The sequence below is a fragment of the uncultured Methanobrevibacter sp. genome (assembly GCF_902774605.1).
Taxonomy (GTDB): domain Archaea; phylum Methanobacteriota; class Methanobacteria; order Methanobacteriales; family Methanobacteriaceae; genus Methanocatella.
The window spans coordinates 1-12,850 of the sequence record NZ_CACYJE010000054.1; the positions used below are offsets into that span (position 1 = coordinate 1).

Below are 12,850 nucleotides of genomic sequence, written 5' to 3' on the forward strand. Positions count from 1 at the left end.
CAAAAACGGGTTTTTTAAAATTTTTTACAAATTATAAAAACACACAATAATAATTATTAAATAACCATAATATAAACAAATAGTGAGAGAGCATTTGATGAGTATGATAATTGGCCTATGAAATCAGCCAGTCCATAAAGTCTATTTCCCCAACAGGGCATGTGACATCATCGGCAATGATTCCTTCCACAGCCTCAACGAGTTCATCAATGCTTAGGTCGGTTGCATTGATTTCCTGGGTTTTTTCACCGTACTTATCATATGCTTCAGCGCTGCACACTCCAAGGGCTTCGGCTTCAAGGTTCTCACGTATTTTGGCTTCAGAATAGTTTCTAGCTTCCAATCGAGCCTTCAATTTGTCAGGGTGGACTCTCAGGACTATGATCTTGTCGGCCCCGTCAAGCAGGTGTGCGACATGACCCTCAACAATAAGTGTCTCATCGCAGTTTCTGATGAGTTCATGTAGGTATGAGGACAGCTTTTCAATGTCTATTATCTCATAACCCTTCTTCTCATCAACACCCATGATGAAACCATGACTTCTGGCGAGGTCATTAATTTTAATCAAGCGTCCATTCAATTTGCTTGCAATTGTTGTCTTGCCGGTGCACGGGGTTCCGGTTATGAAAATGGCTGTCATAGTTATTTCTTCAAAATCACTCTCAATACATCCTCATCCTCAAGCACATGGTCCGGTCCGACCTTCTGGCCCGGGAACTTCACGGATGTTCCCCACACCTTGGCGTGGCGGAAGTTACGCACGAACTCACGGTGAAGCTTTCCGCACGCATCTATGACTGTGGATCCCTTCTTGATTACCAGCGGATCCTCCATGTCGGCCTTTCTTCCCTGCGGCTTTAGGTAAACGCGCACAAGGTCAAGGTTGTCGAAGATTATGTCCTTGAGCTCGTCGATGTTGGTGTTCTTGTCTGCGGAAATCGGGATGAAATCCGGAATGTATTTGCGAAGCTCCTCAAGGTAGGCATCATCCACAAGGTCAACCTTGTTCAGCAGGATGGGCATCGGAACGTAGGACTTGTTCCTGTCCAAAACGTCAATGAACTGGTCCATTGTGACGTCGTCACGGAACAGCACGTCAGCGTTGATGTAGCCATACTCGTTGAGGATTGACCTGATGGTCTTCTCATCCAGGTGTGTCAATGGGCAGGTGCTTGACACCTTCACGCCCCCGAGCTTCTTGCTTTTAACCGTTACGTCAGGCGGATGCTCGTTTGGCCTGATTCCTATTGCCCGGAGTTCCTTGACTATGACCTTCAGGTGCTGCGGGTTGAACGTATCCAGCACGATAAGGATCAAATCCGCTGTACGGGCCACTGAAAGAATCTCCTTACCACGGCCTTTTCCGCTGCTTGCGCCGGTGATGATTCCCGGAATGTCGAACACCTGTATCTTGGCGTTCTTATGCTCCATGACCCCTGGCACGATGTCCAGGGTTGTGAACTGATAAGCCCCGACCTTACTTTCGGCATTGGTGATGTTGTTCAGCAAGGTTGATTTTCCAACGGACGGGAACCCGACCAGCACCACTGTCGCATCCCCTGATTTTTTAACGTGAAATCCCTGTCCTTTAGACCCTCCGCTGCTTCTCTGCAATGATTCCTCTTTCAGCTTGGATAGTTTAGCCTTTAATTTACCTATATGGTGAGAAGTGGCCTTGTTGTAAGGGGTTTTCTGGATTTCCTCTTCGATTGATTTGATCTTATCTTCAATACCCATACTAGTATGAACTCCATTAAAATTAGTCATTCATATTTAAGTTTCTTATAATATAAAAAAGTTTTAGTGGAAAAATGCGACCAATTGATGGAGCCTCCCGACCATCATCAGTATTCCCCAGGTTAGCGAGAATTATTTTTGAAGTCATGTTTCAACCGTAGAGAGTCGATTGGTTTTGAAGCACTATAGCGACCGATCATCTCATCAATCGACAATTGCCTAATGAATTCCACCTCAACCCTTCCCTCATCGTTAATGATCCATTCAATCCTGCATGATTTGTCCAGATTGAATTTATTGGGTATTTCCGGTGGAACAATTGTTCGGAATTTAACATCAATGTCTGTTACGCTGACCATCCCTCACCCAAACAACATGTTTAATCCCATGATTCAAACCCTTAATGATTTAAGGAATCTCTGATAGATGGTTAAAAAAAAATCGTTTAAAAATTTAATGCCCAATATTGCAGGATAAACCTGCAACACCGCCCTTGGACATTAAATCTCCAGTAATTTAAAATTTTGAGGTTAACCCATTTATGAGATAACGCTCTTGGTTAAGTGTTTTATGGAATGTCATATATAAATGTAATTATTATCTGGATGTAATCAATTAGTGTTCTTCTCAGGCGAAAAAGCCTCCATGAAAACTTGGACGGAGTTTTCTAAAAGTCCTTCATCGATGTTGAATTTTTTTAATTACCTCGAATAAGAGAGTGCGGTTAATCGACATTATGCTCCTATATGACAGTAATCATTAATGTCCCTAACATTTGAAAAATGTTAAAGAAATATGTTACGACTAGAAACATAATTATCTCCATAACCATACCTCCCTTTAAATTACTGGAAAAGGATACAACAACACTATTCTCTGAAGAAATGATGTTTAATGGAAAAGTATAATTTTTCATACTTATCACCTCCCACAATTTGGAGGCTTTTTCATGGAAATAATATTGTTTAACAGATTATATAAACTTTATTATTAAATATTTTAATATAAAATTGGCTATACCATTATTGAAAAATTAATTTAATTTAATTTTAAAAAACAAGCATTTTATTGCATGTTTGTTTTGGAAAGATACGGTCGAGTATTAGGTTGAAGATTCTCGCGACAATGACAATTTTTGAAAATTACCCTAAACACCATTCAACATTTCAAAGAGTTTCATGAAAACAACATTATACTGCGTGTTTCTAATTGACAATAATTTTAATAGATTAGAAGTTCAAGATATAGTTAGGAAGTGATACAATGGTTAGTGTAACCAGCATATATGACAAATTCCAAACTGTCATCCCCTCAGAAATACGCAAGGAATTCAATTTAGACAAATCCTATAAGATTGAATGGCGAATCAATAATGATGGAAAGGTGGAATTGGAATTTATCAAAGAATTATCATTGGATGAAATGGTTGGACGTTATACTGCTTCAGAACCAATTGATTCAGTGCAATTAAAAAAGGATTTAGTTAGGCGACTAATATCTTATTAGGCGATAATATGAATACCTATAAAACTAAAACAAATCCATTGCTATTAAGGAATCGTCGCAGAAATGTGAGAAATAATCATTTAACTCTAAATGATATGATAGGCAGATATAAAGCCTGGGAACCTATAACCAGTGTAGAATTAAAACATAAACTGAAATAAAGTGAGTTCATATGTATTTTTTAGATGCGACATTTCTTGTTGGCCCGTTTGTCTCAAATGATCAATGGCATGCCCAAGCCATTGAGGTCTACAAAAAAATTAAAAATGATAGATTGGTAATCTCCAAGTTAGTCATCGCTGAAACTGTAACTGTTTTAAAGAACAAAATCCCCACAAAAGACATTCGTGAAATATATAACAATATTCCTCATTTATTTGAGATAATAGATGATTCCGAATTATATGATGGTGCTATGAATGAATTTGTCAAATATGATGCGAAAATTTCGTTTTTTGATGCCATGTATGTTCATATAATTGGTGAGAAAAATATTTCTGGAATAGCTAGTTTTGACAGCGATTTTGACAGGGTTGATGGAATTATAAGGCTCCATTAACCAATACTTTTTTAATCATCATAACTTAGATTGTTTTGGACAAGTTTTTTGATGACATTAAAAAAAAAAAGAATGAATATTGAGAACACTGACTAAATGTTTTAGAGGATTTTAGGTACAAAAAACACTAGTCAATTACCCCAATCCAAAAAATAATCACATTTATATACGGCATTCCATAATAAATAATACACAAGAGCGTTTATCTCCAAAGAGAAAAACCTCAAAAAAATTAAATTTGGTGTAAAATTTAATGTCTAAGGGTAGTATTGCAGGATTATTCCTGCAATATAGACATTAAATGAACTATTTTCTAATTAAGAATTTCTCTTAATCCCTTTTTTGTTTTTCATCCCACACGTTAATCATTTACCTCATGTTACTAATCAAGAACTCCATGCAACAGATCACCTATTCAAGAATATCGGCAAAAATTCAATTTTACAAAATATAATTCATCGAAAGATTTATATAAGATGTTTCTGTGAGAACAATTTTTCAAAGTGGCTTCAACAAGCTTTAAATAATTTTTAAAGAAAAAATAATACTGCGAAAAGCCTTCACCCAATGGAGGTGATAGGTATGACATTAAAAATCAAAAATACTTCATCATTTAATCATCATCGTTTCAATATACTGAAATGCATGTTGAGTCCATTATCCATAAAATTTAATGGAGGTGAAACCTGTGGAGATAATTATGTTTCTAGTGATGGCATATTTCTTCAATATCACAAATATATTGAAGCTAATAATGTCTTCACGATAGAACTATAATACTCCCTATTTCACCATAATCTTTGGCAATTGACAAAAATCCATTTTTCAAGGAAGGAATATTAGGAAACACCAACCAATGTTTTCGTAGGAGGCTTTTCGCCTGAGAAAAAAACACTAGTCAATTGCCCCAATCCAAAAAATAATTACATTTATATATAGCATTCCATAATAAATAATACACAAGAGCGTTTATCTCCAAAGAGAAAAACCTCAAAAATTAAATTTTATGGAAATTTGATGTCTAAGGTTGGTATTGCAGGATTATTCCTGCAATATAGACATTAAATGAACTATTTTTGAAACAATAATGCAAATTTTAAGAACTTTTCCGGAATAGGTTAATTTTTAAATATAATCCCTAAAATTCATCACAACAAATGCGAACAATACCATGCATTTTTTAGGAAAGATACGATTGAAAATCAATCTGAAATTCTCGCGACATTAATGTTTTTGTGAATTTCTCCTGAAAATCATTCAGGATTTTAAATATGTTTAAGTGAAAAAAGAAAATATTTCTTGGTTAGCACTGACAAATGCATTAATCATTATGAATCAGGCGTGAGCTGATCAAAACCAATTTCATGAAAAATAAAGATTACTGCATCTTTCTAATCAAACACCTGAATTTAAATGTGATGTTGGATCTACTTGATAGTCTCAATTATATCATTTGATTAGTTGGAGATGTTCTAAATTACAAATTCAGATTTCTAATTTGATTTCATCGAATGTCAGGTATGGAATTTTGCTGTTTTTGATTCCTTCTTCAAACTTGATGAAACCCTCTTCTTCTAATCTTTTAACTTTTGGTTGAATATTGCTGACATCCTTATTAATTTTTTTTGCTAAATCTCTAATGCTTCTTGGTTTTTCATGTTTTATTGTATTTAAAATTATTAAATCCATATCGCTGAGAGATAATTTGTTTGTCACTAGGCTTTCAGTTATTTCAATCATTTCATGAGGGTTTTCTTTGTAATATTGCCAGTTTTCCAAATCAACATACATTTTCATATTGTTTGTTCTTTTGAATAATTTTTCTAATTCGCTAATTGACTTATAGGTGTCTTCCATTTCTCGGATAAATTCTGCACCGGTCTGTTTTTTAACTAATGTAATGATCATTTCAACATCTCCATTAACTCTTCAATATCAAATCCATTCGACATATTTAGATAGTCCTTGATTAGTTCAAAGATTTCATCGCTGTCTTGTAGAGTCAATTCAATTTTGTAAACATGATTGTGGGGGTCTGGATGTATATGGGCTTTACGTGTATGATAATTGTCTATCAAAATATTGTCGGGCATAATTATGATGGACCATCCATTTGGTGTTTTAACATTATATAAGATTTTATCACCAATTATTGTTTTATCTTGACTTTTTCTTGACATATTATATATGTCATGTTATTTATATATTTGTTGTTTTTTTACCAACACTTTTATATATTAATAAATATATATCCTAACAGTAACTAAATTTGTCTACCAAAAAATATTTAAATGGGAAAATTGTAATTTTTGAGAATGTAATTTTCAATCATGTCTCGGAGGCATGATTTAACCGCATCTTTCTACCCAAAAGATACGTTTTGAACATGGACTGGGGGCAAACTTTTTTGTATTGCTAAAAGTTTAGACTATTACGTTCAGTTTGCCCAAATTAAATGTTGTGCAAGCGATACTGAGATATGAAAAACCTGCATCAACAAATGGAACATGCGACCAGCAGCGGTAGACATATGAGTCATCATGGATTATAACCATGCAAAATGAGTTAAATTATTTATAACTTGAATCATGATGAGAATAATCAAAAAATATTACTTTTTTGTTTTCTTTATCAATCCTGAAAATTAAAACAAAGCTGTTATTAACATGAGCCCGTTTATATTTCTGCATAGGCTTTTTAAGATTTTTATAATGATCAGGATTATCTTCAACAGTATTAGCAATCTCTCTCATTTTAGATTTAATATTTTCTTGAGATTGTTTATCCTTAACCTTTTTCAATTGTTTTTTAAAATCCTTAGTTCGTTGAATACCATACATAAAAATCTTTTATAAAAAAAATAAGTTAAAATTGATGATTTTTATTCGAATAAACTGTCCAAATCATCAACATCAATGAATTCTTCATTTTCCATTCTTTCCATTTTATCTATGAATTCTTGGGAAAATTCATCATTTTCATGAATTATATCATAGATTGCATCATTTAACGGTTGCATGGATTCACTTGCACAGGTTTCACCATAATCCATAGGCAAATCAATGCTTTCCATTAAAACTTCATTTTTCTCTAATAATATATTTTTCATAAAAAATCACCTCAATAAAAGGACAATTATAATTTATTTCTCATTTATTTAATAAATTTTTTCTATTAAAAAATTGTGGATTCAGGGACTCTTCAAAATAATGTTTTCTTTTAGTCCAGACAAAACCATCACCCTTTGTTATGATTGCAACATCAACATCTCCCCCCACTGTTTCAAGATTATCCTGAACTTTAACCTTAAGAGAAGTGATGTTAATTAATGATTCAGACAAATTTGCCAATTCATCTTTAGGCAATGACATGATGGACTGTAAAATAGGTTCACTGTATTTACCTTTAAGATTATCAATAAACCCAACGAAATCCAATACAATGCGCTCATTATTCTGTCTTAAAGATTCCAAATCACTTAAAATATCCAGTTCGTCTTTGCCATTAATTTTTCTATTGGCTTTAATCAATTCTTCCATATTATTGGAATATTCATCAATGACTTTATTAAAATATGATGCTATGAGATAATTTGTTGACATGTCAATACCATTTAAAAAATTGGTTATTGCATTGATTTGGGCAAATGGTTTAAGGATAACTGCTGTTTCTCCACCAACACAATCTTCTTCACAATCATCGAAAATGAATTTGACCCCATCTAAAACAATGATTTTAAAATGCATATATGACGGAAATAGGTTTTCCCGATTAAATCCAGCAATGACAATGCCAATAAATCCATCTAACACAAATCGTTTAATAAATAACTTTTTGAATAAAACAACTAAATCAACATCATCATCATCACATATGATATTCTCACTAACCTCTTGAATTTTAGAATCATAGATTCTTTCAAACTCCTTGTTTTCAAAAAGTAATTTCTCATATTTTTCATTATTAATATTGGTTGTTTCTTCCATGATATGTTTGATAAAATTAGGAATTTCATCCAAATCCTGATTCAACTGTTTTATAAAACTATTAAATTTATCAACAATAGAATATGAAGTTATAGCATCTTTTCCATGACAAACATCATTTAAATACTCTCCAAATACTTTTTTAAAGTCATGTATTGTGTCAAACTCTTTTTTAAAAATTTTATCTCTAAAATCTTTAATGATGGTTTCCATTGGAAAAGTTAGGAAATTAGCATTATTATAAGTCATAATACCCATAGGAGGATTGTTTGACAACATGAATAATTTATTAACACCCTCATATGTTTTATTTCCGTTTACTGTAACGACACTATCAGCAGCCATTGCAACTGCACTTGGAGTCATAATCAACACTTCTGAAGTCATATATTAACAGCTCCGTTTCAAATAATAACTATCATTGAATATGTTTTTTAATAATTATAAACGTTGCCTAAGTGCGACTATGTGCAAAAACACAAAAATGGCAGGGAAAAATACTGCACATTAACTGGTGAAAGTTACAGTTTAAAAATGTTATTATAATAATTGCTCAAAAGATTAATTAAAATATTAGTCATTCATTGAACCTCTCGTTGTGTAGACAACATGAATTCTTGGAGCCTATTCCATTGTGATACTATAATATTTTTACGAACTACCCTCGGAGTCTCAGAGATTATTTTTTTATCATATAATCCTTATTTTCTAGTTTAAAATGTTTATGGCGGCATTGGCATCAAGGTTTAATATTGCTCCTCATTGTGAGAACTGCCATTTCCATTCTCATATACTCAAATTGGCATTTCTGCAGTCGCAAATGTGGAATATGTAAGTATGGACCATGTTTTGATATTCCAAATACAGCCCCCTCATCCAAAAGATTTGAATCAGGGAGGAATTAATACACCAAAATCATGAAAAATCATGTGAAGATGGAGATGCAATGTCATGAAATTATGATTTAATCAATTGTGAATCTTTTTAGTGAGGACACATGTTGATTATTCTGTTGGAAAACCATTAAAGTATGAGAATTATCAAGCGTTTAAATAAGCATTCGATGGTTTGGTTTACAGGAGTGAATGGTGCTTATGAAAAAAAGAAAATAAGGGATATGGTGAATCCCTATTTCTTAACCTTTGACTTTTTCTTGACAGTGTCCTTTAGATAAGTCGCCTGATAGGTCACCTTCTTTCCTTTCTTGATTTTTTTAAGGACATTCTTCTTGATTGTGACCTTTGCAACACCCTTCTTGTTGGTCTTGGCAGAGTACTTCTTGCCGTTGAACTTGAAGGTGATCTTCTTGCCCTTGAGATATTTGCCGTTGACCTTCTTGAGGGTGGCAGTCAAGACAAGCTTCTTGGCTGACCTTTTAATCTTAACTGTCTTGAGCGAGATGATATGCTCCACAGTGAGCTTCTTGGTCACGGTCTTTCCCGGAGCCTTGATGCTTAGGGAGTAGGTTCCCGGATTAGATGATATGCTCACACCTGCAACGCCGTTTGCATTCGTATTGACCTTAGAAATCAACCGGTTGCCTATGAGGAATTCGACTGCTGCATTGGCCAATGGCTTGCCGTCATTGCCATAGATTGTCACTGAATACCACCTGGATTGAGTGTAGATTATCTTAACGTCGCCGGCATTGATCCTTGATGCCTTGTGGATGATGCTTAGGCTCACCTGTCGGGCGATTGGAGTGTGCTTCTCATCCCCGGAGTAGCTCCACTGGATTACGTAGTTTCCGTTCTTGTACTTGGAGATGTCAAGGGTTGCAATACCGTTCACAACACCAACCACCTCCTCGGCGACCACATTGGCGTACTCGTCAAGTATTGTGAATGTCACGTTCCCAGTGGCGTTGGACAGCAATGTTCCGTCATCATCCTCAAGGACCAGGACAAACTTCTGGTCACTGTCTGAGTCCAATACTGTTTCGGTCGGCCTCTGAGTTATGTTTATGAGGTATTTAACCGGCATGTACTTCTGAGCAGTGCTGTCCCATTTCTTGAAGACGTTCTCATCCAAATCGCTTCCTGTGTACTCGAATGTGAGGTTATGGTATCCTACACTGTAGTCCTCAGTGACGAGGTAATACGTGAACCTGTTGTTGTTTATTGACCTTGACCCATCCTCCGCATCATCGACAAAGACTGTTATTCTTCCAGTGATGTCTCCAACCTCAATTACGATTTTTCCGTCATCCCCGATCTTGACCTTTGGGGAAACGTCAATGTTCGGATCAACCTTGAATGTCTTTTCATAAAAGCTGCTTGCCTCATACCTTGAATCGCCACGGCATGATGCCCTGAGACGGTATGTTCCAGCATTCAGCTGAGGAATCTGGTATGATGCCACACCATTGATGACGGGGGCAGTTGTGTTTGCGATGATGTCTTCACCCCTTGATAGGATGAAATTGACTTCACTTGTGGCGCCTTCGGGGACTATGGCGGTGACGTTCTGTGTCTGGCCGTAGGTTATGTTGTCTGCTTTGACTGTGACGTTCACAGGGATTCTTGAGATTGTGATGTTGGCGGTTGACATGTACGGATTGTAGGCATCGCTGCCGGGATAGGTTATAATGTATGTGTAGTTTCCGCTTGCAAGGTCATTCAAGTAAATTGTGGTGCTAACGTTGGCTTTGATTTCGTAGATGATGTCTTCGAATTGGACTGAAACGCCTGCAACGTTAGCCTGCAGGGTGAATGTTATAGTCTTGTCCTCGTTGCTGAAGTCGACCAGGACATTCAGGTCACGCTTTGAAACCGTGAAGTTGATTGTGGCATTTGCCTCTGTATAATTCTCATCCCCCGGATAATGGACTGTTGCAGTGTATTCGCCTACAGTCAAATCAGGAATTGAGAGGGATGCTGAACCATTAATCAGAGTTATAGTGTAGTTCATGCTGAAATTGTTGCCCATGACAGTGCCGTTTGCTAAATATGATCCCCTTTTAGTGATTTCAACAGTGGCAATGCCCTCGATGCTTTCATTTAACTGGACATTAACAGTTTCCACATCTCCGAATTGAATGTTGACGGTTTCAATAATCACAGATACCTTCTTTTCAAGGACTGTCACATCCATCACGACATTGCATTGCCTGTATTCGAAGTTTCCGTTGAATGATGCTGTGAGATTGTGATGCCCTGCAGACAATCCATGGACTAGAAGGTTTCCTGTCCTGTTAACGATTGGCACATCCATATCCACACCATCAATATTCACTGTAACGTTACCGGTGATGTCCTGGTCGAAGATGATGATGACTGTCAGGTCCTCGCCCATCATGATTTCCTCAGCATTAACAGTCATGGTGACGTTTTTGCGGTATTGCTCATCGAAATAGAAGTCCGGCTGGGAATTACCTGTGAATGTGCAGATTTCATGGTCGCAGTTGTAGATTGCACCGCCCAAATCGGCACTGTTGTCAATGAATGTGGAGTTTACTGTATCTGTATTTCCGTTAGAATATATTGCCCCACCTTTCTTGGCAGAATTGGCTGTGAAAGTGGAATTTGTCACAGTGCCAGGTTCATAGAAGTAAACTGCACCACCGTCATTCTTTGCAGTGTTGCCGGTGAAATTACAATTCCTCACAGTACATGTTGAACCTGATTGGAAGTAAGCTGCCCCTCCATAGGAGTCGCTGTTACCATTGACCAATGAGAGGTTGTCAAGCACTACAGTGCCTGACTGTACATTGAATATCCTTGACTGTCCTTTGGCATCCAAAGTGTGCCCGTTGCCGTTTATTGTGATTGTCTTTGAGATGGTGATTTCGCTTCCCTCACCGTAGTAGTCCCTGTCAAGTGTTATCTCGCCTGTGGTGTCATCGTCGATTATTTTCTGGAGCTGTGAGAATGTGTTATGCATCACCTTGAATGTTGTATTATTGCTGCAACCGTTATAATTCAAGTCACCAGCATATGAGGCAGTGACATAATATGTTCCCGCTTCAAGATCCGGAATGACTGTTGATGCTTTGCCTGCTATAATGGGGAGGTAACTCATTTTGCCGTTAACGTACAGCTCGACCATTCCTGTGGCGTCATCCGGCAGGTTGACGAGGATTGCGGCATCGTCGCCATAATATATGTCATTTGCAATGATTTCAAGTGCAGGTTGGACCTTCATGACTGAAAACATGGTTGAGTTGCTGCAGGAGTTGTATTCCATTGTTGAGTTGACGGTGACTGTCAATACATATGCTCCGGCATTGAGGCCTGAGATATTAAGGATGCCTGTTCCGTTGACTATTTCAAACACCTTAATGGTGTCTGAAATGACTGCTGTGGCGTTGAGTGAAACACTTGGCTCCACATGAACCAATACCATTATGTCCTCACCGAAACTATCGCCGGAGACATCTATTGTCATGGTGAGGTTTTCTCGAAACTCCTCATCGAAATATATTTCAGGATCAGTGTTTGAATCGAAGACGGACTCGGAGTACATGCAGTTGTAGATTGCGCCCCCAAGGTTGTCCGCAACATTGTTGGTGAAAACTGAACCTGTCGCATTGGCCTTGCCGTTAGCGTATACTGCACCCCCATCACCATATTCGGCAGTGCACTCTGTAAAAATGGTGTCTGATATTTCACACTCCTCGCCCATGAAATGGACTGCACCCCCATCACCATCGGCAGTGCACTCTGTGAAAGTGCAGGTCATGACACTGCCAGAACTGCCATTGCTCATGTGAACCGCTCCACCGTCCTCGTATGCGACGCAGCTTGTGAATTGACAGCCGATGATGTTGAATCCGGCATTTCCTATGAAAACCGCACCGCCTTTAGCATCAGCATGGGATCCTGTGAAGTTGGAAACGATTAATCCGCACTCAGAAGCGGCAACATAAACATCCCCTCCGTTTAGGGCGGAATTATGATCGAATATGCAGTTTGAAACGTTGCACAATGCATTTATGTAGATTGCACCTGCACTGTTGGATGCCGTGCAGTTTATGAACTTGGACTTTGAGACCGTTGATGAATCCCCCAGGTACAATGCTCCACCGTTTGCGGATACACAGGCGATGAAGGTCGAATAGTAT

General features: G+C 37.1%; 11 protein-coding genes. 2 read left to right on the forward strand and 9 right to left on the reverse strand.

The window, feature by feature from the left end; genetic code table 11:
* Positions 1 to 115: 115 nt before the first annotated feature.
* From QZU77_RS08845 to QZU77_RS08855, 3 genes are all read right to left on the reverse strand, one after another.
* Positions 116 to 640 (reverse strand): adenylate kinase family protein, encoded by a 525-nt coding sequence (locus tag QZU77_RS08845; RefSeq protein ID WP_295603214.1) that lies wholly within the window; start codon positions 638 to 640, stop codon positions 116 to 118.
* Between the two features lie 2 nt (positions 641 to 642).
* Entirely contained in the window at positions 643 to 1,737 is a 1,095-nt protein-coding gene (locus tag QZU77_RS08850) for a GTP-binding protein (RefSeq protein WP_295603237.1), read from the reverse strand.
* Between the two features lie 122 nt (positions 1,738 to 1,859).
* Positions 1,860 to 2,096 (reverse strand): hypothetical protein, encoded by a 237-nt coding sequence (locus tag QZU77_RS08855; RefSeq protein ID WP_295603217.1) that lies wholly within the window; start codon positions 2,094 to 2,096, stop codon positions 1,860 to 1,862.
* A 904-nt stretch (positions 2,097 to 3,000) separates the two neighbouring features.
* Here QZU77_RS08855 and QZU77_RS08860 point away from each other — a divergent pair.
* Together QZU77_RS08860 and QZU77_RS08865 are read left to right on the forward strand one after the other, a co-directional pair.
* Positions 3,001 to 3,243, forward strand: a complete 243-nt coding sequence (locus tag QZU77_RS08860) for a type II toxin-antitoxin system PrlF family antitoxin (protein ID WP_295603219.1) — start codon at positions 3,001 to 3,003, stop codon at positions 3,241 to 3,243.
* A 172-nt stretch (positions 3,244 to 3,415) separates the two neighbouring features.
* Positions 3,416 to 3,802, forward strand: a complete 387-nt coding sequence (locus QZU77_RS08865; protein ID WP_295603222.1) for a type II toxin-antitoxin system VapC family toxin — start codon at positions 3,416 to 3,418, stop codon at positions 3,800 to 3,802.
* A gap of 1,485 nt (positions 3,803 to 5,287) precedes the next feature.
* On the opposite strand, the gene QZU77_RS08870 is transcribed toward QZU77_RS08865, so the two are convergent.
* The 6 genes from QZU77_RS08870 to QZU77_RS08895 all read right to left on the reverse strand — a co-directional run.
* The gene (locus QZU77_RS08870; protein WP_295603224.1) at positions 5,288 to 5,710 is read right to left on the reverse strand and encodes a MarR family transcriptional regulator; all 423 of its coding nucleotides are present in this window, start codon (positions 5,708 to 5,710) and stop codon (positions 5,288 to 5,290) included.
* Entirely contained in the window at positions 5,707 to 5,982 is a 276-nt protein-coding gene (locus tag QZU77_RS08875) for a hypothetical protein (RefSeq protein WP_295603226.1), read from the reverse strand. The genes QZU77_RS08870 and QZU77_RS08875 overlap by 4 nt, the downstream gene beginning before the upstream one ends.
* 390 nt (positions 5,983 to 6,372) lie before the next feature.
* Complete coding sequence (locus QZU77_RS08880) at positions 6,373 to 6,642, reverse strand: type II toxin-antitoxin system RelE/ParE family toxin (protein WP_295603229.1); 270 nt, start codon at positions 6,640 to 6,642, stop codon at positions 6,373 to 6,375.
* A gap of 41 nt (positions 6,643 to 6,683) precedes the next feature.
* Positions 6,684 to 6,911, reverse strand: coding sequence for a hypothetical protein (locus QZU77_RS08885; RefSeq protein WP_295603231.1), 228 nt, complete (start codon positions 6,909 to 6,911; stop codon positions 6,684 to 6,686).
* Positions 6,912 to 6,951: 40 nt separating this feature from the next.
* Positions 6,952 to 8,175 (reverse strand): hypothetical protein, encoded by a 1,224-nt coding sequence (locus QZU77_RS08890; protein ID WP_295603233.1) that lies wholly within the window; start codon positions 8,173 to 8,175, stop codon positions 6,952 to 6,954.
* 741 nt (positions 8,176 to 8,916) lie between these two features.
* Positions 8,917 to 12,850: Ig-like domain repeat protein (locus tag QZU77_RS08895; RefSeq protein ID WP_295603235.1), on the reverse strand; the 3,934-nt coding region annotated here is incomplete at its 5' end.